19 protein-coding genes and 1 pseudogene are annotated in these 23689 nt (G+C 67.2%); 10 read left to right on the top strand and 10 right to left on the bottom strand.

Annotation, left to right across the window (positions count from 1 at the left end):
• Positions 1 to 73: 73 nt before the first annotated feature.
• The 4 genes from AWC25_RS14695 to infC form a co-directional block, all read right to left on the bottom strand.
• Positions 74 to 865, bottom strand: a complete 792-nt coding sequence (locus AWC25_RS14695) for a TrmH family RNA methyltransferase (protein ID WP_069402743.1) — start codon at positions 863 to 865, stop codon at positions 74 to 76.
• A gap of 5 nt (positions 866 to 870) precedes the next feature.
• Positions 871 to 1260 (bottom strand): 50S ribosomal protein L20, encoded by a 390-nt coding sequence (gene rplT, locus AWC25_RS14690; protein WP_069402744.1) that lies wholly within the window; start codon positions 1258 to 1260, stop codon positions 871 to 873.
• 82 nt (positions 1261 to 1342) lie between these two features.
• Positions 1343 to 1537 carry a 50S ribosomal protein L35 gene (rpmI, locus tag AWC25_RS14685; RefSeq protein WP_044511667.1) on the bottom strand — a complete coding sequence of 65 codons (195 nt, stop codon included), beginning with the start codon at positions 1535 to 1537 and terminating at the stop codon, positions 1343 to 1345.
• 34 nt (positions 1538 to 1571) lie between these two features.
• A complete protein-coding gene (gene infC / locus AWC25_RS14680; protein ID WP_084229560.1) occupies positions 1572 to 2183 on the bottom strand; it encodes a translation initiation factor IF-3 in 612 nt (203 codons plus the stop codon).
• Positions 2184 to 2636: 453 nt separating this feature from the next.
• Here infC and lysX point away from each other — a divergent pair, with 453 nt between their 5' ends.
• The 6 genes and pseudogenes from lysX to AWC25_RS14650 all read left to right on the top strand — a co-directional run bounded on the left by lysX (position 2637) and on the right by AWC25_RS14650 (position 10957).
• Positions 2637 to 5975: a bifunctional lysylphosphatidylglycerol synthetase/lysine--tRNA ligase LysX gene (lysX, locus tag AWC25_RS14675; RefSeq protein WP_211281050.1), complete on the top strand. Its 3339-nt coding sequence runs from the start codon at positions 2637 to 2639 to the stop codon at positions 5973 to 5975.
• Positions 5976 to 6062: 87 nt separating this feature from the next.
• Positions 6063 to 7562, top strand: coding sequence for an alpha/beta hydrolase (locus AWC25_RS14670; protein ID WP_372513387.1), 1500 nt, complete (start codon positions 6063 to 6065; stop codon positions 7560 to 7562).
• Positions 7563 to 7585: 23 nt separating this feature from the next.
• Positions 7586 to 8005, top strand: a complete 420-nt coding sequence (locus AWC25_RS14665) for a DUF6653 family protein (RefSeq protein WP_085167001.1) — start codon at positions 7586 to 7588, stop codon at positions 8003 to 8005.
• A gap of 10 nt (positions 8006 to 8015) precedes the next feature.
• Positions 8016 to 8265 (top strand): annotated as a pseudogene (locus AWC25_RS14660) (hypothetical protein).
• A gap of 27 nt (positions 8266 to 8292) precedes the next feature.
• Positions 8293 to 10029 carry a serine/threonine-protein kinase PknH/PknJ gene (locus tag AWC25_RS14655; RefSeq protein WP_069402746.1) on the top strand — a complete coding sequence of 579 codons (1737 nt, stop codon included), beginning with the start codon at positions 8293 to 8295 and terminating at the stop codon, positions 10027 to 10029.
• A gap of 46 nt (positions 10030 to 10075) precedes the next feature.
• On the top strand, positions 10076 to 10957 hold the full coding sequence (locus AWC25_RS14650; RefSeq protein WP_069402757.1) for an NYN domain-containing protein: 882 nt from the start codon (positions 10076 to 10078) through the stop codon (positions 10955 to 10957).
• A 7-nt stretch (positions 10958 to 10964) separates the two neighbouring features.
• On the opposite strand, the gene uvrA is transcribed toward AWC25_RS14650, so the two are convergent.
• Positions 10965 to 13889, bottom strand: a complete 2925-nt coding sequence (gene uvrA, locus AWC25_RS14645) for an excinuclease ABC subunit UvrA (protein WP_085167000.1) — start codon at positions 13887 to 13889, stop codon at positions 10965 to 10967.
• A gap of 120 nt (positions 13890 to 14009) precedes the next feature.
• Between uvrA and AWC25_RS14640 the strand changes: the two genes are divergently transcribed.
• Positions 14010 to 14687, top strand: a complete 678-nt coding sequence (locus AWC25_RS14640; RefSeq protein ID WP_069402748.1) for an MBL fold metallo-hydrolase — start codon at positions 14010 to 14012, stop codon at positions 14685 to 14687.
• 34 nt (positions 14688 to 14721) lie between these two features.
• Here the strand turns inward: AWC25_RS14640 and AWC25_RS14635 are convergent, their stop codons facing one another.
• Positions 14722 to 15165, bottom strand: coding sequence for a universal stress protein (locus AWC25_RS14635; RefSeq protein WP_069402749.1), 444 nt, complete (start codon positions 15163 to 15165; stop codon positions 14722 to 14724).
• A gap of 389 nt (positions 15166 to 15554) precedes the next feature.
• On the opposite strand from AWC25_RS14635, the gene AWC25_RS14630 reads away from it, so the two are divergent.
• The gene (locus AWC25_RS14630) at positions 15555 to 17135 is read left to right on the top strand and encodes a mannosyltransferase (RefSeq protein WP_085167002.1); all 1581 of its coding nucleotides are present in this window, start codon (positions 15555 to 15557) and stop codon (positions 17133 to 17135) included.
• A gap of 39 nt (positions 17136 to 17174) precedes the next feature.
• Positions 17175 to 17894, top strand: a complete 720-nt coding sequence (locus tag AWC25_RS14625; RefSeq protein ID WP_084229564.1) for an MgtC/SapB family protein — start codon at positions 17175 to 17177, stop codon at positions 17892 to 17894.
• Positions 17895 to 17897: 3 nt separating this feature from the next.
• Here the strand turns inward: AWC25_RS14625 and AWC25_RS14620 are convergent, their stop codons facing one another.
• The gene (locus AWC25_RS14620) at positions 17898 to 19292 is read right to left on the bottom strand and encodes an MFS transporter (protein ID WP_085166999.1); all 1395 of its coding nucleotides are present in this window, start codon (positions 19290 to 19292) and stop codon (positions 17898 to 17900) included.
• 25 nt (positions 19293 to 19317) lie between these two features.
• Positions 19318 to 21474: an excinuclease ABC subunit UvrB gene (gene uvrB / locus AWC25_RS14615; RefSeq protein ID WP_085166998.1), complete on the bottom strand. Its 2157-nt coding sequence runs from the start codon at positions 21472 to 21474 to the stop codon at positions 19318 to 19320.
• Between uvrB and AWC25_RS14610 the strand changes: the two genes are divergently transcribed.
• Complete coding sequence (locus tag AWC25_RS14610; RefSeq protein WP_232327337.1) at positions 21439 to 22023, top strand: hypothetical protein; 585 nt, start codon at positions 21439 to 21441, stop codon at positions 22021 to 22023. The genes uvrB and AWC25_RS14610 overlap by 36 nt on opposite strands.
• Before the next feature lie 43 nt (positions 22024 to 22066).
• On the opposite strand, the gene AWC25_RS27435 is transcribed toward AWC25_RS14610, so the two are convergent.
• Together AWC25_RS27435 and AWC25_RS14595 are read right to left on the bottom strand one after the other, a co-directional pair.
• A complete protein-coding gene (locus AWC25_RS27435) occupies positions 22067 to 23269 on the bottom strand; it encodes a hypothetical protein (protein WP_244899522.1) in 1203 nt (400 codons plus the stop codon).
• Between the two features lie 2 nt (positions 23270 to 23271).
• The gene (locus AWC25_RS14595; RefSeq protein ID WP_085166997.1) at positions 23272 to 23568 is read right to left on the bottom strand and encodes a hypothetical protein; all 297 of its coding nucleotides are present in this window, start codon (positions 23566 to 23568) and stop codon (positions 23272 to 23274) included.
• Positions 23569 to 23689: the final 121 nt, after the last annotated feature.

Raw genomic sequence — 23689 nt, 5'->3', positions numbered from 1 at the left:
TCTGGACCAAGACCGCCGACCAAATCCTCGAATCCATCGCAAATTACTGCAAGCGAATTAACGACTCACAACACTAGAAACGCTGCAGCACGCCGAGCGCCTGGGCGCTCTGGTACAGGCAGATCGCTGCCGCCGCAGCCACATTCAGGCTCTCGGCACCGCCGGACATCGGGATGCGCACCCGATGGTCGGCCTGCTCGGTGATCTCTTCGGGTAGCCCGCGCGATTCGGGCCCGAACAGCCATGCCGTCGGCATGGCCAACAATTCACCGGCCTCGTCCAGCCGCGTGCCGCCGTCGACCGTGGTGGCCAGCGTGTGTAGCCCGGCGGCCCGCAACGCCGTCAGCAGCACCTCGATCTCCGGGGCGGTGACGACCGGCAGCGAGAAGATACTGCCGGCCGAGGCGCGCAGGCACTTGCCGTTGAAGGGGTCGACGCTGTGCCCGGCGAGGATCACCGCGGCGGCCCCCATGGCGTCGGCGAGCCGGATCAGCGTGCCCGCGTTGCCCGGCTCGCTGATCTCGACCGCGACGGCCACCAGCTGCGGTGACCCGGCCAGCGCGTCGCGCAGCCCAATCGCCGGCATGTCGCACACGGCGACCAAGCCGGCCGGGGTGACGGTGTCGGACAAGGCCTTTGCCGCGCGCTCGGTGACCACATGGACCGGGCCGTGCTGAGTGGCCAGCAGGGCCGCATGCCGCTGCGCGGCGGCCTCGGTGACGAAGACATCACGCACCAGCCCCCGCGCGGCCGCCGCCCCGACCAGGTTGGGGCCTTCGGCCAGGAACTGTTGGGCGCGTCGACGTCCGACGTGCCGATGCAATTTGACCGCCGCGGCCACCCGGGCCGAGCGCTCGGTGAGCACCGGGGTTAAGCAGCCTCTCCTGAGGGCGCGTTGACGTCCTTGGGCAGCGCGGCGCGCGCGACGTCGACCAGTGCGGCGAACGCCGTCGGGTCGGTGACCGCGATGTCGGCAAGGTTCTTCCGGTCGACTTCCACGCCCGCGGCCTTCAGGCCCTGAATCAACCGGTTGTAGGTGATGTCGTTGGCACGGGCCGCGGCGTTGATCCGCGAAATCCACAACTTGCGGAACTCGCCCTTGCGAGCCCGGCGGTCCCGGTAGGCGTACTGCAGCGAATGCAGTTGCTGCTCTTTGGCTTTGCGGTAGAGGCGGGACCGCTGGCCGCGATAGCCTTTCGAGGCCGACAGGATGCTGCGCCTCTTCTTGTGGGCGTTGACTGCCCGCTTTACGCGTGCCATGGATATTCCTACTCTCGTTCAAACGTGATGGTCAGGGTGCGAGTCCGGGTGGCCGCGCCAGGCCCGGCCCGCCTGGGCAAGGTCAGCCGTTGAGCAGCGCGTTGATGCGCTTGGTGTCGTTGGCTGCGACCGTGGTGCGGCCGTCGAGCCGCCGGGTCCGCTTGGTCGGCTTGTGCTCGAGCAGATGCCGGCGGTTGGCTCGCTGACGGACGATCTTGCCGGTCCCGGTGCGCCGGAATCGCTTTGTCGCCCCACTGTGGGACTTGGCCTTTGGCATGTTTCCTCTGGTTCTCGCTCAGTTCTCGTATCGGTCAGGTCGATGAAGTCGTGGTGTCGCCGGTGGTGTCATCGGCGTCGTGCGCCGCGTCGGCTCCCACTTCTTCGGGGTTCCGCGCCCGGGCGCGGGTCTTCGCGCCGCGATGCGGTGCCAGCACCATCGTCATGTTGCGTCCATCCTGCTTGGCGGACGTCTCGACGAATCCGTATTCGGCGACGTCCGCGCCCAGCCGCTGCAACAGCCGGTAGCCTAGTTCGGGCCGCGACTGCTCACGACCGCGGAACATGATGGTGACCTTCACCTTCGATCCGGCTTCCAGGAAGCGGATTACGTGGCCCTTCTTGGTCGCGTAATCGTGATCGTCGATCTTGGGTCGCAGCTTCTGTTCCTTGACCACGGTCTGCTGCTGGTTCCGGCGGGATTCGCGCGCCTTCTGCGCCGCCTCGTACTTGAACTTGCCGTAGTCCATGATCTTGCAGACCGGCGGTCTGGCGTTGGGGGCAACTTCGACGAGGTCGAGATCGGCGTCCGCGGCGACGCGCAGGGCGTCTTCGATGCGCACGATGCCTACCTGCTCCCCTCCTGGGCCAATCAATCGGACTTCAGGTACGCGGATGCGGTCGTTGACGCGGGTCTCAGTGCTGATGGGGCCTCCCTTGTTGGGCTTCTACGTCCACTCGCTGCGACCGGTGACTGGGGCCGGGGATTCAGCGGTGGCGACGCCACACCATCAGCAAAAAAGCCCTGCAGCAGCAGGGCCCGGTGCCGACCGATCACGGATTGAAACGGGTTCAAACCGCCCGCGAGATGCGCGGAACAGGTACCTTTCGGCACCTGTGACCGGACCGCTGAACCTTGAAATAATTTCGCAGTTAGCGGTGGGAGGGGACTCCACTTAACTGTCCCAGGCCTGAGCCGGGATGGTCGCGTCGATCAGTTTAGCAGCCATCGGGCCTCCTTGAGCATCTCGACCGCCGCGGCACCGCCGCCGGAGTTCGCTGGCGGACGCGATTTCGCACCGCCACCGTCGCAATTCGCGGCGCCGACTGTGGGCGCTTCGCCAGGCATTTCCCGGGTCGAAGGCATATCCTCGCGGTCTGTGACTCTCGCTTCTGCTGCTTCGGGGCCCCGTTCCGGCAGCCGGTCGAGTTCCCGGTATCGGTGGGTACCGGCGGCGGCCGGCTGGACCGTTGGTGTCATTGCCACCCTGTCGTTGCTGGCCAGCGTCTCGCCCCTGATCCGGTGGCTGATCAAGGCCCCCCGCGAATTCATCAACGACTACCTGTTCAACTTTCCCGATACCAGCATCGCCTGGTCGTTCGTGCTGGCGCTGCTGGCTGCGGCGCTGACCGCGCGCAAGCGCATTGCCTGGTGGGTGTTGCTGGGCCAGATGGTGTTGGCCGCCTTCTGGAATGCCGCCGACATCGCCGCCGGAGACAACACGGCATCGGAGACGTTCGGGGAGAACCTCGGCTTCGCGCTGCACATCGTCGTGATCGTGCTGCTGGTGCTGAGCTACCGGGAGTTCTGGGCCAAGGTCCGCCGCGCCGCCTTGTTCAAGGCGGCCGCCGTGCTGGTCGTTGGCGACGTGATCGGAATCCTGCTGTCCTGGGGGCTGGTCGAGCTGTTCCCCGGATCGCTGGCCCGTCAGGACCGGCTGCCTTATGTGGCCAACCGGGTGGTCGGCTTCGCCCTCGCCGACCCGGACCTGTTCACGGGCAAGCCGCACGTCTTGATGAACGCGATTTTCGGGTTGTTCGGTGCGCTCGCGCTGATCGCGGCCGCCATCGTGTTGTTCCAATCCCAACGCGCCGACAACGCGCTGACCGGGGAGGACGAGTCGGCGATCCGCGGGCTGCTCGAGCTGTACGGCAAGAACGATTCGCTGGGATATTTCGCCACGCGCCGCGACAAATCGGTGGTGTTCGCGCACAGCGGCCGCGCCGCCATCACCTACCGCGTAGAGGTCGGCGTCTGCCTGGCCAGCGGTGACCCGGTGGGCGATCCCCGGGCGTGGCCGCAGGCAGTTGAGGCGTGGCTGGCGTTGTGCAAGACCTACGGCTGGGCGCCGGGTGTCATGGGCGCGAGTTCGCAAGGCGCGCAGGTGTATCGGGCCCGCGGCCTGAACGCGCTGGAGCTGGGCGACGAGGCGATCCTGCGGACCAGCGACTTCCGGCTGTCCGGGCCGGACATGCGCAGCGTGCGCCAAGCCGTGACGCGGGCGCGCCGGGCGGGGCTGACGGTCCGCATCCGGCGGCACCGCGACATTTCCGACCAGGAGATGGCCGAGACGATCGCACGCGCCAACGCCTGGCGCGATACGCAGTCCGAGCGCGGCTTCTCCATGGCGCTGGGCCGGCTGGGCGACCCGGCCGACGGCGAGTGCCTGCTGGTCGAAGCGCTGGATCGCGGCGGCCAGGTGGTCGCGATGCTGTCGCTGGTGCCGTGGGGAAGCACCGGGGTGTCCCTGGACTTGATGCGCCGGTCCCCCCAATCCCCCAATGGCACCAACGAATTCATGGTCAGCGAGCTCGCGCTGAACGCCGATCGGCTCGGCATCAACCGCGTGTCGCTGAACTTCGCCATGTTCCGCTCCGCATTCGAACAGGGTGCCCAGCTCGGCGCCGGCCCGATCGCCCGGTTGTGGCGGGGTCTGCTGTTGTTCTTCTCCCGGTGGTGGCAGCTGGAAACGCTGTACCGCTCGAACATGAAGTACCAACCGGAGTGGGTGCCGCGCTACGCCTGCTATGAGGACGCCCGGCTAATCCCCCGCGTGGGTGTGGCCTCGGCCATGGCCGAGGGCTTCCTGGTGCTGCCGTTCAGCCGGCGCGACAAGGTGCACACCGGGCACCACCCCGCCGTACCGGCTCGGCTGGCGGAGTCCGGGCTGCTGCACGAAGACGGATCGGCGCCGGACGTCAGCGGCATCCAACGTGGCGACGAGGTTGACTCCGAGGAGTACCGGCGCCGCCTGCCCGAACAGGTGCGGGTCCGCATGGCCAAGCTAAGGGCGTTGCAGCGCAACGGCATTGACGCCTACCCGGTGGGGTCTCCGCCCAGTCACACCGTGGCCCAGGCGCTGGGCAGCGACGACCAGGACGCCGTGTCGGTCACCGGACGGATCCTGCGGATTCGCGACTTCGGCGGCGTGCTGTTCGCCGAGCTACGGGACTGGTCGGGCGAAATGCAAGTGCTGCTGGACAATTCGCGTCTGGAGTCCGGCCGCACCGCAGATTTCACGGCGGCCATCGATCTCGGCGACCTGGTCGAAATGACCGGACACATGGGCTTTAGCAAGAACGGGACCCGCTCGTTGATCGTCGCCGACTGGCGGATGGTCGGCAAGTGCCTGCGCCCGCTGCCCAACAAGTGGAAAGGGCTCACCGACCCGGAGGCGCGGGTGCGCACACGTTACGTCGACCTTGCCGTCAACACCGAATCGCGCAAACTGGTGACAGCCCGCAGCAGCGTGCTGCGCTCCATCCGGGAAACGTTGTTCGCCAAGGACTTCATCGAGGTGGAAACCCCGATCCTGCAGCCGATCCACGGCGGGGCGGCCGCGCGTCCCTTCGTCACCCACATCAACACCTACGACATGGACTTGTTCTTGCGAATCGCGCCCGAGCTGTACCTGAAGCGGTTGTGTGTGGGCGGCGTGGAGCGAGTGTTCGAGCTGGGCCGGGCGTTTCGCAACGAGGGAGTCGACTTCAGCCACAACCCGGAGTTCACGCTGCTGGAGGCCTATCAGGCGCATGCCGACTACCGGGTATGGATCGACGGCTGCCGCGAACTCATCCAAAACGCCGCCGAGGCCGCCAACGGCGCCCAAACCGTGCTGCGACCGCACCCGGACGACAACTCCGGTACCCGGCTGGAACCGGTGGACATCTCCGGGGTGTGGCCGGTCAAGACCGTGCACGACGCGGTCTCCGAGGCGCTCGGTGAGCACATCAACCCGAACACGTCGGTGCACGCCCTGCGTAAATTGTCCGACCGCGCCGGCATTCCGTATCGGGATCATTGGGACGCCGGGGCGATCGTGCTCGAACTTTACGAGCACCTCGTCGAGGACCGGACCGCGGCGCCGACGTTTTACATCGACTTTCCGACCTCGGTGTCGCCGCTGACCCGTCCGCACCGCAGCCGGCCCGGTGTCGCCGAACGATGGGATCTGGTGGCGTGGGGCGTCGAGCTGGGCACCGCCTACAGCGAGCTGACCGACCCGGTCGAACAGCGGCGCCGGCTGCTGGCGCAGTCGCTGCTCGCCGCCGGCGGCGACCCGGAAGCCATGGAGCTCGACGAGGACTTCCTGCAGGCCATGGAGTACGCCATGCCGCCCACCGGCGGGCTCGGTATGGGCGTCGATCGGCTCGTGATGCTCATAACGGGCCGCAGCATCCGCGAGACCCTGCCATTTCCGCTGGCCAAGCCGCATTAAGCGGGGCTCGGAAAGTCCCAGCGACCGTACAGAAACATTGAGTAAACATGGTCTCGGGATGGGTATCGATCGATCACACTGGAAGCCGTGACAACGCCGGCATCCGATGCCACCGGGACATTGTTGGCAAGCGCTCACACCTCGCTGATGCACGGCTGGGTGCCGATCACGGTCCAGGTCTTGGCGGCGGTCGCGCTGGCATTCGGCGTCGGTTGGCGATCCCGGCGCTGGTGGACGGTCGTCCTGCCAATCGCGGCCGCGGCCGGGGCCATTACGGCATATGTAACGCACTGGTACATCGTCGATCGCGGCCTGTCGGAAGATCCCGCCCCGGCGGCGCTGTGGCTGTGGATCGCGCTGGGCGGCGCGGCCGCCGCGATGCTGTGCCTGAGCTGGCGCGGCAGCCGGACCCGGCGGCGGGGCACCACCCTGGCGTCGGTTCCGCTCTGCCTGCTCAGCGCGGCGCTGGTGCTCAACCTGTGGGTCGGCTACTTCCCCACCGTGCAGTCCGCGTGGAGCCAGCTCACCTCGGGCCCGCTACCCGATCAGGCCGACCGGGCCGCCGTTACGGCGATGGCGGCCAAGGGAAATCCGCCACCACACGGCAGCGTGGTAGCGGTGACGATCCCGTCGACCGCCTCGCACTTCAAGCACCGCGACGAGCTGGTGTACCTGCCGCCTGCCTGGTTCGCCTGGGGGCACCACCCCCTTGCGGGGGACAGGCCGCCGCCGCTGCCGACGGTGATGATGATCGGCGGTCAGTTCAACACTCCCGCCGACTGGACGCGCGCCGGTAATGCGATCACGACGATCGACGACTTCGCGGCGGCGCATCACGGCCAGGCACCGGTGTTGGTATTCGTGGACTCCGGCGGGGCATTCAACAACGACACCGAATGCGTCAACGGTGTACGCGGCAACGCCGCCGACCACCTCACCAAAGATGTTGTCCCCTATATGATTTCGAATTTTGGCGTCAACCCGGACCGCTCCGGCTGGGGGGTGCTGGGCTGGTCGATGGGCGGGACCTGCGCGATCGACCTGACGGTCATGCACCCCGACCTGTTCAGCGCGTTCGTCGACGTCGCCGGCGACTTCTTCCCGAACGCCGGCAACAAGGCGCAAACCATCAGCCGCTTGTTCGGCGGCAGCGCCGATGCCTGGGCCTCGTTCGACCCGACCACGGTGATCAACCGGCACGGCCAGTACCGCGACGTGTCCGGCTGGTTCGCCATTTCGTCGGACGGCGCGACCGCGGCACACCGGGAGCCGATCGTGGACACCGCCGACATGCGTCAGGCGGGCCGCGACGCCGCCGCCAACCCCGGCAACCAGACCGCGGCCGCCTACTCGCTGTGCGCCCTGGGCCGGGCCAACGGCATCGACTGCGCCGTGCTGCCCCAGCCCGGTAAACACGACTGGCCGTTCGCCGATCGGGCATTCGCGGCCGCGCTGCCGTGGCTGGCCGGCCAGCTCGGCACCCCGGGAGTGCCGCGGACGCCGCTGCCCGGCAGCTCACCCGCCGATGCATCCTCGGGTGCAAAGGCGGTCGTGCCGGCGCAGCACTCCAATACCGCCCCGAAATAGTGCCGTCGCCCTCACTCGCGCGGATGGGGCGGGCGGTGTTCTCCCGGCACTGCCACCCGTGCAGCGCGTGGACGCGCTGGGCCAGCACACCGTTGATCGTCGTGGCGGCGTGGACCGGCCGGCGCCGGCACGCGCTTTGGCTGGCGGTCTGGTTCGCGGTCAACCCGTTCGTGTTCGGTGAGCCGGCCCAGCAACGCGCCTGGTCGACGCGGGCAATGCTGGGCGAGGAATTGTGGATCACCCGCCGGCCCCGCGACGCGGCCATGGTGGTCAGCGGGCTGACGTCCGCGTCGGCCGTAGTCGCGGTGCTGGCCGCCCGTCGGCATCGCTTGCTGCCTGCAGCGATCGCCACCGCGCTGCAGATGGCCCTGACGCTGATCTATTGGCGGCAGATGGTCGAGTATCTCGAGCGAGAGCGACCACAGCGGGGCCCGCTTCAGTAGCGTGACGTCCATGCCCGACGAACCAGCAACGCCCGGCGCCGCCACACCCGATCCGGGGTATGACGACGCGGGTGTGCCGACGTACGAGTTCCTTGCGCGAGAAGATCGAGAACCGGTACGCGAAGTCACTGGGCGACGCGGAGCTGGACGCCGAATCACCCGAAGGTCGCTCGGTGGCCGAACGGTACGACGAGCGACAGCGCGCCGCGGCGGAACGGCTGGCCCAGATCCGCGAGTCGATGCGTGCGGATGAGGACTAGGGCCGGTTCGGGGCCGGGGGGACGGGGATGAGCCAGACGCGGCCGGGCTCGCGGATCGGCAGCCGGTTCGGGCCCTATCAGCTACGCCGACTGCTGGGCCGCGGCGGAATGGGCGAGGTGTACGAGGCCTACGACACCGTCAAAGAGCGGGTGGTGGCGCTCAAACTGGTCTCCGAGCAGGTCAGCTCCGATGACGTGATCCGCCGCCGCATGCAGCGGGAAGCCCAGACCGCCGGCCGGCTGCAGGAACCGCACATCGTGCCGATTCACGACTACGGCGAACTCGACGGTCAGGTGTTCATCGACATGCGGCTGATCGAGGGCCGGGACGTGGCCACCGAGCTGGGCCGCACCGGACCGATGCCACCACCGCGCGCGGTCGCGATCGTGGAGCAAGTCGCCTCGGCGCTCGACGCGGCTCACCGCGCCGGCGTCATCCACCGCGACATCAAACCCGAGAACATCTTGCTCACCGAGGGCGACTTCGCCTACCTGGTCGACTTCGGCATCGCGGCGGCGGCCACCGATCAACGGGTGACGAAAACCGGTGCCGCGGTGGGCAGCTGGAACTACATGGCCCCAGAACGGTTCGGCAACGACGACCTCACTTACCGGGTCGACATCTACGCCCTGGCTTGTCTGCTCTACGAATGCCTCACGGGCACAACACCTTTCCAGACCACCAGCCTGAGCAGCCTGATGGCCGCGCATTTGATGGAACCGGTCCCGCGGCCCAGTGTGCGCAATGCCGCCGTCCCCGCGGCCTTCGACGAGGTCATCGCCCGCGGGATGGCCAAGGATCCCTACGAGCGATACCTCACCGCAGGCGATTTGGCGAATGCCGCATTACAGGCGCTCAGCGCGCCGGACCAGCGCCAGGCGACCGACCTGATCGAACACAGCCAGCACTTCGCCCCGCCGCCGCGCGCCGAACAATTCCGCCCCCACCCCGCGCCGACGCCGCCGCCGAATTGGGCGCCCACCCAACCCGCCACACCGTGGCACCCACCGCCCAAGCGCAGGCTGGGATTGATCTTCGGCACGCTCGTCTTCGTGGTCGCGGTCGTCGCGGGCACCGGGATATGGGCGGCGGGGCACCGGACCCGCGGGTCGCAGCCCGGCGTCTCCGTCACCAGCCCCATCGCGACGCCGCCGGCCGCCAGCATCCCGGCCAGCACCGCCACCCCGACAGTGACTGCGGCGCAACTGGATTCGATCCTGGTTCCGGTGGAGCAGATCAACACGCTCGTCGGCACCACCGGCATCGTCGTCGACCACGCCAAGGGCCAGATGACCGACGCCGGCCAGGGCAACACGCTGTCGGACGCCAACTGCCTCGGAGCGCTGATCGGTTTCCAAACCCCGACCTATCAGAATAGCGGCTACACCGCGGTGCTGGCCCAGCTGCTGCAGAAGCCGCACAGCACGCCGGCCTACGTCGTGACCCAGGGCGTCGTCGTCTTCCCCTCCGCCGGCGGGGCCCAGGGATTTGTCTCGGCCCAGGCACCGCAGTGGCGGACGTGCGCCGGCAGAACCGTGACCCAGGTCAACGACAACACCACGTTCGAATGGACCTTCGGGCAGATCAGCGGGAACCCGCCCAATATCGCCCTGCAACGGACGCTGGCCAACAATCCGCTGGTGTGCCAGCACGTGCTGTCCGCGGTGAGCAATGTGGTGCTCGATGTCAACGTGTGCGCACCCGGCACCATCAACCAGGCCAGGCTGATCGCCAACATGATGGCGTCCCGGCTGCCGCGCTGAGGCGAAATGCTTGAAGGGATTGCGTGGTATGGCGCACGATGACCGCATGGCCGCATTCGACGAAAGAGCCGGTGTCACCCGTGTCGCGGTCTACCTCGATTTCGACAACATCGTGATTTCCCGCTATGACCAGGTGCACGGCCGCAATTCGTTCCAGAAGGACAAGGCCAAGGGGCTGGACCAGGACCGGCTGCAGCCCGCGACCGTCGACGTCGGCGCCATCATCGACTTCGCATCCTCGTTCGGCACCCTGGTGTTGACCCGCGCCTACGCGGACTGGTCCGCCGACGTCAACGCCGCCTACCACGGTCAACTCGTCGGCCGCGCGGTCGACCTCGTGCAGCTGTTTCCCGCCGCCGCCTACGGCAAGAACGGCGCCGACATCCGGCTCGCGGTGGACGCCGTGGAGGACATGTTCCGGCTGCCCGACCTGACCCACGTCGTGATCGTCGGCGGCGATTCGGATTACATCGCGCTGGCCCAGCGCTGCAAGCGACTCGGCCGTTACGTGGTGGGCATCGGTGTCGCCGGTGCCAGCAGCCGGTCCCTGGCGGCGGCCTGCGACGAATTCGTCACCTACGACGCGTTGCCCGGGATACCCGCGCAGGAATCGCGCGCCGCCGAACCCAAGGGCCGGGGACGGCGGTCCGGCGCGCGCGGCGCGGACGACGACGTGGCGCCGGCCGATCCGCAGGCGGCGGCCACCGGGTTGCTCGAACGCGCACTGCGCATCGGGCAGGACAAGGACGACGCCGAGTGGCTGCACAACTCGGCCGTCAAAGCCCAGATGAAACGAATGGATCCGTCGTTCAGCGAAAAGTCGCTGGGTTTCCGGTCTTTCAGCGACTTCCTCAGGTCCCGCAGTGATTTGGTCGAACTCGACGAGACCAGCACCACGCGGATGGTGCGGTTGCGCGGCGCTTCCTAGCCCGGGCTCAGGCGCTGACCTTGCGGCGGCGGTTGGAGCGCGGCTTGCCCGCCGGGGCCGCGCTGCGGTTGACGACTTCGGCGAGGAACTTGCCGGTGTAGCTTTCCGGTACGGCGGCGACGGCTTCCGGAGTGCCCTCGGCGACCACGGTGCCGCCCCCGGCGCCGCCCTCGGGACCCATGTCGATGATCCAGTCCGACGTCTTGATCACGTCCAGGTTGTGCTCGATCACCACGACCGTATTGCCTTTGTCGACAAGGCCGTTGATGACGTTGAGCAGTTTGCGGATGTCGTCGAAATGCAACCCGGTGGTGGGCTCGTCGAGAATGTAGATGGTCCGGCCCGTCGAGCGCTTCTGCAGTTCGGACGCCAGCTTCACCCGCTGCGCCTCACCCCCGGACAGCGTCGGTGCCGGCTGGCCCAACCGGACATAGCCCAGACCGACGTCGACCAGGGTGCGCAGGTAGCGGTGGATTCCGCTGATCGGTTCGAAGAACTCCGCCGCTTCCTCGATCGACATGTCCAGCACTTCGGAGATGGTCTTGCCCTTGTAGTGCACCTCCAGGGTTTCCCGGTTGTACCGGGCGCCCTGGCACACCTCGCAGGGCACGTACACGTCGGGCAGGAAGTTCATCTCGATCTTGATCGTGCCGTCGCCGGTGCATGCCTCGCAGCGACCGCCCTTGACGTTGAACGAAAACCGACCGGGTTGGTAGCCACGGACTTTCGCCTCGGTGGTCGCGGCGAACAGGGTGCGGATCTTGTCGAACACGCCGGTGTAGGTGGCGGGGTTGGACCGCGGCGTCCGGCCGATCGGCGACTGGTCCACCCGCACCAGCTTGTCCAGCTGGTCCAGGCCCGTGACGCGGGTGTGCCGGCCCGGGACCTGCCGGGCGCCGTTGAGCCGGTTGGCCAGCACGGCCGCCAGAATGTCGTTGACCAGAGTGGACTTGCCCGAACCGGACACACCGGTCACCGATGTCAGCACGCCGAGCGGGAAGGACACGTCGATGCCGCGCAGGTTGTGCTCGCGGGCGCCGACGACGGTGAGCTTGCGCTTGTGATCGATGGGGCGCCGATGTTTGGGGGTGGCAATGCTTTCCCGGCCGGACAGGTAGGCGCCGGTGATGGACTCCTTGTTGGCCAGCAGTTCCTGATAGGTGCCACTGTGTACGATTCGGCCGCCGTGCTCCCCGGCGCCCGGGCCGATGTCGACGATCCAGTCGGCGTGCGCGATGGTGTCCTCGTCGTGCTCGACGACAATCAGCGTGTTACCCAACGCCCTTAGCCGCGTGAGGGTTTCGATGAGGCGACGGTTGTCGCGCTGGTGCAGCCCGATGGACGGCTCGTCGAGCACGTAGAGCACACCCACCAGACCCGAGCCGATCTGGGTGGCCAACCGGATGCGTTGCGCCTCACCGCCGGACAGCGTGGCCGCCGCCCGGGACAGCGACAAATACTCCAGCCCCACGTCGAGCAGAAAGCCCAGCCGCGACTGGATCTCTTTGAGCACCTGCCCCGCGATCGCCTGCTCGCGCGGGCCGAGGGTCAGCGCGTTGAGGAAGTCGGCGCAGTCCGAGATACACAGGTCGCTGACCTCGGCGATCGACTTGGCAACCCGCTCCCCGCCGAACTCCCCGGTCAGCGTCACCGCCAAGATCTCCGGCTTCAGCCGCGTCCCCTCGCACACCGGGCACGGGATGTCGCGCATGAAGCCCTCGTAGCGCTCCTTCATCTGCTCGGACTCGGTCTGCTCCATCTTGCGCTGCAGGAACGCCAGCACGCCCTCGAAATCCGCGTAGTACGAACGGGTTCGGCCGTAGCGGTTGCGGTACCGCACGTGGACCTGATGGTCCGAGCCCTCCAGGATCGCCTTGCGCGCCTTGGCCGGCAGCTTGCGCCACGGCGTATCGACGTCGAATCCGAGCTCTTCGCCGAGGCCGGCCATCATCCGGGTGAAGTACTCCGCGGTGTGCCCCGCCGACCACGGCGCCACGGCGCCCTCGGCCAGGGTGCGATCCGGGTCGGGTACCACCAGATCCGGATCGACCTCCTTGCGGATGCCCAGGCCCACGCATTCGGGGCAGGCCCCGTAGGGCGAGTTGAACGAGAACGAGCGCGGCTCGAGGTCGTCGACGGCCAGCGGGTGCCCGTTCGGGCAGGCCAGCTTCTCGGAGAACCGTTGCTCGCGCGGGTGGTCATGCTCGTCCCGGTCGTCGGGGAACTCCAGCACCACGATGCCGTCGGCCAGGTTCAGCGCGGTCTCCACCGAATCGGTCAGCCGTTGCTTGGCGGCCACCTTGACGGTCAACCGGTCCACCACGACCTCGATGTCGTGCTTTTCCTGCTTCTTCAGCTTCGGCGGGTCCGTCAGCGGATGCACCACCCCGTCCACCCGCACCCGGCTGTAGCCCTGCGCATTCAACTTGTCGAACAGATCGGCGAACTCCCCTTTGCGGGTGCGTACCACCGGCGCGAGCACCAAAAATCGGGTGCCCTCCGGCATCGCCAACACCTGATCGACGATCTGCTGCGGCGTCTGCCGGGCGATCCGCTCACCGCAGACCGGGCAGTGCGGACTACCCGCCCGGGCGTACAGCAGCCGCAGGTAGTCGTAGACCTCGGTGATCGTCCCGACGGTCGACCTCGGGTTGCGGTTCGTCGATTTCTGGTCGATGGACACCGCCGGCGACAGCCCTTCGATGAAGTCGACGTCGGGTTTGTCCATCTGCCCGAGGAATTGGCGGGCGTACGCCGACAGCGACTCCACGTAGCGGCGCTGGCCCTCCGCAAAGATGGTGTCGAAGGCCAGCGACGACTTGCCCGATCCCGACAACCCGGTGAAGACGATCAGCGAATCGCGCGGCAGGTCGAGGTCGACGCCGCGCAGGTTGTGCTCGCGGGCGCCCTTGATGATCAGGCGGTCAGCCACGCTGCCCCTCTCCTGGTGTGTTGCTGGCTACCGGCGGCTAGTGCGCACGGCGCATTCCATGCTAGGTGCCCCCACCGACAAGACGCCCAACCCAATCCGCGGACCAGTAACCTGTCGCACATGCCCATCGTGGACGACAACTACACCGGTCACGTCAACCCTGGTACCGCCGCCCGTCGCACCCTGCCCGGGGTGACGATCGTCAAAGCATCGGTCGGCCCCATGGACAACAACGCCTACCTGGTGACGTGTTCCGAAACCGGCGAAACCCTGCTCATCGACGCGGCCAACGACGCCGACGTACTGCTCGACCTGATCCGCGAACACGCCCCCAAGTTGTCGCTGATCGTGACCAGCCATCAGCATTTCGACCATTGGCAGGCCCTGGAAGCCGTGGCCGCGGCCACCGGTGCGCCCACCGCCGCCCACGAGATCGACGCCGAACCGTTGCCGGTCAAGCCCGACCGTTTGTTGGCCCACGGCGACACCGTGCAGATCGGCAAGCTCACCTTCGACGTCATCCACCTGCGCGGCCATACCCCCGGATCGGTCGCGCTGGCGCTGGACGGCCCGGCCACGGGCGGGGTCACCCAGCTGTTCACCGGCGATTGCCTGTTCCCCGGCGGGGTGGGCAAGACCTGGCAGAAGGGCGACTTCACACAGTTGCTCAACGATGTCACCAGCCGGGTCTTCGAGGTATACGCGGATTCCACCGTCGTCTACCCCGGGCACGGCGACGACACGCTGATAGGTGCGGAACGCCCCCATGTCGACGAGTGGCGCGAACGGGGCTGGTAGACCTCGGTTGGTGTGCTGGGGCGGCCGCAGACCGTCAGGACGTGGTGTGCACGATCAGCACGTCGACCGTGGCCCGACGGGAGACGTTGGCCGGCACCGATCCCAGCAGCCGGCCCGCGATGGTGCTGAGCCCGACGTTACCCACCACCAGCAAATCGGCCTTCTCCTCGTCGGCGAGGCTGACCAGCGCGTCCACCGGGGCCCCGACGATGGGGCGCTCCTCGATGTTCTTCGCTCCGGCCTTGTGCGCCCGCTCCTTCGCATCCTGCAAAATCGCGTAGATCGGGGCGGTGCCCGACACCTTGTAGCTCTCTTCCTTCAAGAGGTCGACGGCCCGGCCGTCCTGAGGCTGGGGCAGGTAGGCCGACGCGATGATCAGCTTGGCGTCGGCTCCGGCGATGGTGGCCGCCCGTTCGACGGCGCGCAACGATGAGTCCGAGCCGTCAGTGCCGACCACCACAGTCCGATAAGCGGACATTTACCCTCCCAGTGTCGTTTGCCCAGGCCAACCCCAAGACAGTAACGCGTTGTCGGATCCAGATGGGTCAGATTAACAACACCTCCGCGGCGTGGCGCAAGCCTTCCTAACCTGTCATAAAGCCCTGATAAGCCCGCGTGAGCCCCCGTGCGGGGCTCGCCACGCTGCGGCAACGCTGCGGCAACGCTGCGGCAACGCTGCGGCAATGGGCACCGGTGCCGATAATGACGCGATGGCATGCCGCCGTTTCGGACCGAAGACCTTGCGTGACGGCCGTTTCCACCAACGACGCATCCGACGTGCGCCGGCGCCCCGCGAACACGTCACGCCCGACGCCGGAAATCGCCGGTGATCAGGTTCATCCGGCGCGCCCTAAAGTGACAAGCACCATGGCTACGCCCGCGCTTGAGCAGAGTCCCCCGGATATCCCGGACGTCGAACCCGGTACCGGGCCGGCGGCAACCCGCGGCCGATTGCTCGACCCATGGGTGATCGGTGTGCTGGCGGCCGCGATCAGCGCTGCCTGGGCCAGTCAACCCTCGCTGTGGTTCGACGAGGGGGCGACGATCTCCGCCGCGGCCAGCCGGACGCTGCCCGAGCTGTGGCGCCTGCTCGGCCACATCGATGCCGTGCACGGCCTGTACTACCTGCTGATGCACGGCTGGTTCGCGCTGTTCCCGCCGACCGAGTTCTGGTCGCGATTACCCAGCGCACTGGCCGTCGGCGGCGCCGCCGCCGGGGTCGTCGTGTTCACTCGCCGATTCACCCCGGGACGTGGCACCGCGGTGTGCGCGGGCGCCGTCTTCGCGATTCTGCCCCGAACCACCTGGGCCGGGATCGAAGCTCGTTCGTACGCCCTTTCGGTCGCCGCGGCGATCTGGCTGACTGTGTTGTTCGTCGCCGCGGTGCGGCGCAACAGGCCCTGGCTGTGGGTCGGTTATGCGGTGGCGCTGACGGTGTCAATCCTGTTGAGCCTCAACCTGATCCTGCTGGTGCTGGTCTACGCGACGATGCTGCCGCTGCTGACCGCCGGCGTGCCGCGCAAGTCGCCGGCGCTGCGGTGGGCGGGCGCGAGCGCCGTCGGGCTCGGCGCCATGACGCCGTTCGTTGTGTTCGCGCACGGGCAGGCGTTCCAGGTGAACTGGTTGTTCCCGGTGAGCTGGCACTACGCCTTCGACATCACCCAACGGCAGTATTTCGATCACAGCGTGCCGTTCGCGGTGCTCAGCGCGGTCGCCATGGTGGCCGCGATCGTCGCTCGGACGAGGGGGGCGCCCGCCCCCGCGGGCGACATGCGGCGCCTGGTCATCATCTGCGTCGTGTGGATCGTGCTGCCCACCGCCGCCGTGGTGATCTATTCGGCCGTCGCCGAGCCGATGTACTTTCCGCGCTACCTGATTCTGACCACCCCGGCGATGGCGGTGCTGTTGGCGATCTGCGTTGTCACCGTGGCTCGCCGACCGGTGCTGATCGCGTGCGTGGTGGGAGTGTTTGCGGCGGCGGCGATTCCGAACTACCTGTTCATCCAGCGCTGGCCGTACGCCAAGGAAGTCTGGGACTACAGTCAGGTGGCCGACGTGATCAGCGCACACGCCGCAGCCGGGGACTGCTTGCTGGTGGACAACACGGTGCCGTGGCGGCCGGGGCCGATCCGCGCCCTGCTGGCCACCCGACCGGCGGCGTTTCGTGCCCTGATCGACGTCGAGCGCGGCGCGTATGGGCCAAAGGTCGGTTCGCTGTGGGACGGGCACGTCGCGGTGTGGCTGACGACGGCAAAGATCAACAAGTGCACGACGTTGTGGACCATCACCAACTACGACCGGGCGTTTCCCGATCACCAAGCCGGACGGGGTTTGCCGCCAGGGGTTTTCGGCCGCGCCCCGGCATTTCGCTTCCCGGCTTACCTGGGCTTCCAGATCGTGGAGCGATGGCAATTCCACTACTCTCAGGTGATCAAATCGACGCGATGACCGGGAAGTGAGAATGCCGGCGCGAGCTGGTTGACGGACATGGGAGATTGGCTGTCGGGCCCGCTGCTGGGCGGCAACGTGCAAAACCTGAGGCACCTCGTCGAGCTCCTCGCCGCGTTCGGGCTGACGGCACTGATCGGGCTGGAGCGCACGGTTCAGGGCAAGAGCGCCGGACTGCGCACCCAGACCATCGTCGGGACTTCGGCGGCATTGATCATGCTGGTCAGCAAATACGGCTTCGCCAATGTGCTGGCTCCGGGCACGGTCATCCTCGACCCCTCCCGTGTCGCGGCCCAAATCGTCACGGGCGTCGGGTTTTTGGGTGCGGGGCTGATCATCACACGCCGCGGCGCCGTGCACGGGCTGACCACTGCGGCGGCCGTCTGGGAGTCGGCGGCCGTCGGCATGGCCTCGGGTGCCGGGTTGCTGCTGCTCGCGATGGTGGTGGTGTTGCTGCACTTCGTCAGCGCCCTGGCCTTCAGCGCGGTGGAGCGGCAGCTCGGTGCCAGGTTGGGCGGCACCACCCGGCTGCAGGTCATCTACGAAAACGGCCGGGGCGTACTGCGGGAAGTACTGCGGGTGTGCGGGCAGCGCGATTGGCAGCTGACCGAGCTCGACGCCGATGCGCACGACATCGACAACGGCGAGGTCCGGGTGACGATGACGCTGTCGGGTGCGCGCATGGGAAAGGCGCCCGAGGCTTTGACCGCCATCAACGGCGTCATCGCCGTGTTGCGTGCCGAGGAGGAGACGGACTAGGCGTCAGCGATCCCGCCGGCTGGCCTTGGTCGACGCGATCACGGCCGTCGCAGCGAGTCCCGCGATGACCGCGTACAGCCACCGCGCGGCGCCCAATGCTCCGCCGCCGGCGTTGTTGACCACCACGCCCGCAAGCCCCGCCCCGAACGCCGCGGAGATCAACTGGACCGTGTTGATCGCCGCCGCCGCCGCGCTGCCCTCGGCAGGGTCGTCGACCCTGTCCATGGCCCGCATGGACAGGTGCGGCCAGGTGATCCCGATGCCGATGCCGGCGATCAGTAACCCCGCGGCCCAGACCAGGACGACGCCGATCGATGCGTCGGCGCGTTGCGTCGCCGCCGTCACCACCAACCCGGACGCCATCACCAACGGCGCCACCGTGACCACCCAACCCACCACGCGGGGGCTGCGCAGCGAGGCGCTGCCGATCTCGGCGATCGTCCAGCCTAGGGCCAATGCCGCGCCCAAAAAGCCCGCCTCCACCGGCGTCAGATGCGCCAACCGCTGACCGTACAGCGGCACGTAGGTGTCGACCATCACCGCAGCCATCTGGAACGCCATGGTCAGGTAGATCCATTTCAACGGTCCGCGGCCAAAAACGCTGGGCGGCAACACTCCTGCGCGCATCGTGCGCTCGAGGCGAACGAAGGTTCCGATCAGCACCAATCCGGTGGCGAGCAGTCCCGCGGTGGCGAAAAGGTTGTGCGGCAACTCCGCCGCGCTGACGGCCAACGCGGCGGCACCCAGCAATACCAGTGACCACACCGGCACCGTGGTGCTCGCCGTCGGCGCCACCTCGCCCGGGGCGGTGTTGGTGAGCACGGTGAGCACCAGCACCGCCAGCAATGCGGTCAGGATCGTCATGGTGCCAAATGCCCACCGCCACAACCCAAATTGCGCAAACAGGCCGCCGATCGCCGGGCCGACCAACGTCGCGACTCCCCACATCGCCGACACCAGCGCCGATCCGCGGGTCCACAGCGAACGCGGCAGGGTGGTGTTGATCAGGGCGTAGCCCAAACCCGCCAGCAGACCACCGGCCACCCCTTGCAGGGCGCGTCCGGCGATCAAGATCTCCATGTTCGGCGCGACCGCGCACACGATGCTCGCGACGCCGAAAACCGCCAGGCCGCCGAGGAAGGAGACGCGCGCGCCCAACCGCAGCTGCAGGGTGTTCACCGTGGCCGCCGCGACCACCGAGCCGACCAGGTACAGGGTGATCACCCAGGCGTACAGTCTGCTGCCGCCGATCTCGGCGACCGTGCTCGGCAGCAAGCTGGTGGTGAGGAATTCGTTGGTGGCATACAGCAGGACGCCGCCGGCCAGCAGCGTGGAGGTGCCCAGGTACCTGCCCAGCAGCTCGCGCCAGCTGCCGACGTCGCTCGTCGTCTTCGCCACCCCTACACCGTATGAGGTGCCCGGATCACTTCAGACCGGCAGCGTCCATCCCGCGCAATTCCTTTTTGAGATCGGCGATCTCGTCGCGGAACCGTGCGGCCAGCTCGAATTGCAAGTCCCGGGCTGCGGCCATCATCTGCGCGGTGAGGTCCTTGATCAGGTCGGCCAGTTCCGCGCGCGGCATGTTGGATGTGTCGCGGCTCTCAATGATGCCGGCGCTGACGACGCGGCCGGGCTCCCCCTGAGCGCGGCGGCCGCGCGAGATGCTGCGCCCCGAGCCGAGTTCGACACTGTCGGAGTCGTCCGCCTCTCGGTAAACCTGGTCGAGGATGTCGGCGATCTTCTTGCGCAGCGGTTGCGGGTCGATGCCGTTGGCCTCGTTGTAGGCGATCTGCTTCTCGCGCCGCCGTTCGGTTTCGTCGATCGCCTCCTTCATGGAGTCGGTCATCGAATCGGCGTACATGTGCACCTCGCCGGAGACGTTGCGGGCGGCGCGGCCGATGGTCTGGATGAGGCTGCGCGACGACCGCAAAAAGCCTTCCTTGTCGGCGTCGAGGATGGCGACCAGGGACACCTCGGGCAGGTCCAGGCCCTCACGCAGCAGGTTGATGCCGACCAGCACGTCGTAATCGCCGAGGCGCAGCTGGCGCAGCAGCTCCACCCGGCGCAACGTGTCGACCTCGGAGTGCAGGTAACGCACCCGGATGCCCATTTCCAGCAGGTAGTCGGTGAGGTCCTCGGCCATCTTCTTGGTCAGGGTCGTCACCAGCACCCGCTCGTCGGCCTCGGCCCGCTTGCGGATCTCCCCGATCAAGTCGTCGATCTGCCCCTTTGTCGGCTTGACCACCACCTTCGGGTCCACCAGGCCCGTCGGCCGGATCACCTGCTCGACGAACTCACCCCCGGCCTGGCTCAGCTCGTAAGGACCGGGCGTCGCCGACAGGTACACCGTCTGCCCGATCCGGTCGGCGAACTCCTCCCAGGTCAGGGGGCGGTTGTCGACTGCTGACGGCAGCCGGAAGCCGTGATCGACCAGATTGCGCTTGCGGGACATGTCGCCCTCATACATGCCGCCGATCTGCGGCACCGTCACGTGCGACTCGTCGATGACCAGAAGAAAATCTTCCGGGAAGTAGTCCAGCAGCGTCGCCGGCGGCGAGCCGGGGCCGCGGCCGTCGATGTGCCGCGAATAGTTCTCGATGCCCGAGCAGAAGCCCACCTGCCGCATCATCTCGATGTCGTAGTTGGTGCGCATCCGCAACCGTTGGGCCTCCAACAGCTTGCCCTGGCTTTCGAATTCGGCCAACCGCTCGGCGAGTTCCTGCTCGATCGTCGAGATGGCCATCGCCATGCGCTCCGGACCGGCCACGTAATGAGTCGCGGGGAAGATCCGCAGCGAGTCGACCTGACGAACCACGTCACCGGTCAGCGGGTGCAGGTAGTACAGCGCTTCGATCTCGTCGCCGAAGAACTCGATGCGCACCGCGAGCTCCTCGTAGCTCGGGATGATCTCGACGGTGTCACCGCGGACCCGGAACGAGCCGCGGGTGAAGGACAGGTCGTTGCGGGTGTACTGCACGTCGACGAGCAGCCGCAACAGCCCGTCGCGCGGCACCTCGGTGCCGACCCGCAGCTCGACCGAACGGTCCAGGTAGGACTGCGGCGTGCCCAGGCCGTAGATGCACGACACCGAGGCGACCACCACCACGTCGCGCCGGGACAGCAGCGCCGACGTGGCCGAGTGCCGCAGCCGCTCCACGTCGTCGTTGATGGAGCTGTCCTTCTCGATGTAGGTGTCGGTCTGGGCGATGTACGCCTCTGGCTGGTAGTAGTCGTAGTACGACACGAAGTACTCAACGGCGTTGTGCGGCAACATTTCTCGCAGCTCGTTGGCCAGCTGGGCGGCCAGCGTCTTGTTGGGCGCCATCACCAGCGTGGGCCGCTGGAGCCGCTCGATCAGCCAGGCGGTGGTGGCCGACTTCCCGGTGCCCGTCGCACCGAGCAGCACGACGTCGCGCTCCCCCGCCCGAATTCGGCGTTCCAACTCGTCGATGGCGGCCGGCTGATCCCCGGCGGGTTGGTGCGGACTGACGACCTCGAACCGGCCGCCGGCGCGCACGACCTGCTCGACCGCGCGGTACTCCGAATGCGCGACTACTGGATGTTCGGTGGCAAAAGCCATGACCCCAGGGTAGAGGCGCGCACCGACAAGTGTGGCGATGCCGGGCTTAGGATCGACTCGATGACGAGTTCTTCTGACTTGGTGGCGGTCGATCTGACCGAGAGAGAACGCGAGTTCATACAGCAAGCGCTGGAGCAATGGGCGCTGTCGGCCGCCGACGCGCCGTTTCCATTCCAGATACTCGGGTCGTCGACGTGGGATGAGTTCAGCGACCTCACCGTCCGTCTTAAGCGCGCAGTCACCAACGGCGCGCCGCTCACGGACCTGGACTGGGCGCGAGCGCTGTTTTTGACCGAAATCACCTGGGCAAGCGACCTGGTTGGGGCAGGCTTGGATTTTGCAACCGTCACCGGGTTCTCGGACACCGAAGCGGTGAGTTTGCTGCGCGGACTGCAGCGCCGCCGCAAAATCGGTGGCCGTACGCGGGCGAAATTGCTGTTTCCAAATGGTGGGAGAACCCGCACCGCATCGGAAATAGAGGAAGAGAAGCAATGGGCGGAAAACGTACGCCGCGAACAGGAGGGGCGGCATTATCCCCCGGGTCTGTGAATTCCTGCGAGCGTCGAGCGATTAACGCCTGCCCGGTCGCGGTTCATTCACCGTGGTCCCACGGATCGGGATCCATATCACCGAGCACTGGGGGATGGTGGTGACCTGCGTGCGGGGGCGATACTAACTGGGGTCCGATGGGCATGGCAGGGCCGCCGCCGAATCCTTTGCCTCCCTTCACCGGCGGTTGCGGCTTCGGCGGCGGAGCTTCAACCGGCGTGGGCGGCGGTGCAGCGGACCGCGGAGCAGGTGCAGGGGGCGCCATCTCACCGGGCGCTAGCGGCGGCAGCCGTCCAGGCGTCGGAGGAGGTAACGGCTCAAGTGCCCTAGTGTTCCGGTCGAAGTATTCCGACGGGGTTCGCCACGAGTCGCCGGGTAGTGGCTTGGGGACGAACGCTGTTCCGTAGTCTCCGTCCTGCGGATTAATGAAAATCACCCGTCCATCGCGCAGCAGCGCTAATCCGCCGGATCTGTTGCTCGTACCCACGCGCGTTGTTGGGTCATTCATCGCGTCGTATATCCACCTGGCCAGGTCCTGTGGCGTCTGTGCCGGAAAATGCTCCAAGGCGTGGCCGTGAGCAATCTCCGCTGCCACCTGGGCTTTTTGCTCTTGCGTCCAGCCCGCGAACGGATTGCCGGGAGGTGCAGGGTCTTGTTTAAAAGTGTGGTTGTCGACCGCTTGAATTTTGGCTTTCGAGGGCTGTCTCCTAGGTGTGGGGCCTTGCGAGAAGGTATCGCGGATCCCGGCCATGGCGGCGGTGACTTTGCCTGCTACTTGTTGGTCGAGGGCTACCAACTGGGCGGCGCGTTGGCGGATGTCGCCAGCAACGGCTTGTGCCTGCGCTCGCCGTGCGACGCGCTGAGCCGCCGAACCACCGCGCGAGCGATCGGTAACCGAAAGATCTTCCGCCACAACGAAACCCGCTGCGCGTGCGTCCTCTACCACGTACCGCACGCGCGAGCGCGCCGCATAAAGATCCGAGGCGCCGTTGCGCGCTACTTCGGCCGCCGCCTGCAGCTGGTCGGTTGCGGCGCTCGTTGTCATCATGTCGGCGTGGGTTGCGATGCGCAGCGCGTCGGCGCCCGCGCCCTGCCAATCTATTGATTGCGCATCACGCCAAATTTGTTGGGCTAGAACGTAGCTCCGCTCGCCGACAGCCTTCCAGTGGTCGGCCGCGGCTGTCAGATGGTGGGTGGGCCAGTCCAATAGTTGCGAGAGGCTGGGAAACCCCGCGACCACTGACATCGCTACACGCCAGTCACCGGAGGGGTCACAGCAGCAATCTCGTTGGCGGAGCCAGCTTCATTGGCAATATAGAGACCATCGGCTTCGGTGACTTGAGCGGCGCGAGTACCGATCCGCGCGGTCAGCCCGGCTATGAAGGCACCAACGTCGGCGTGCGCGACGTTGACCGCGCCAGCACTGGCCTGACCCGACAAGCCGAGCACCGTCGGAACCGGTGTCTCGGTTAATTGGTACGCCGAAGCTCCCCACTGGCTCGACATCGCCTGCAGAGCGGCGGTATCCACACGCAATTCCTGCATGGGCGAAAGTTTATGCAAACTTTCGCGCAGCGAAAGTCAGCCCGGGTCAAGTCCAGGGACGTGGTGTAGGACGTCGTCGTGTGATTCTTCGAGTTTGGTGGTTCAGGCGGTCAGGGCCGCC

The organism is Mycobacterium sherrisii, from assembly GCF_002102355.1.
In the GTDB taxonomy this organism is placed as follows: Bacteria; Actinomycetota; Actinomycetes; order Mycobacteriales; family Mycobacteriaceae; genus Mycobacterium; species Mycobacterium sherrisii.
Note: the sequence above shows the minus strand (reverse complement) of the source record. Positions and strands in the feature narration are given on the sequence as shown.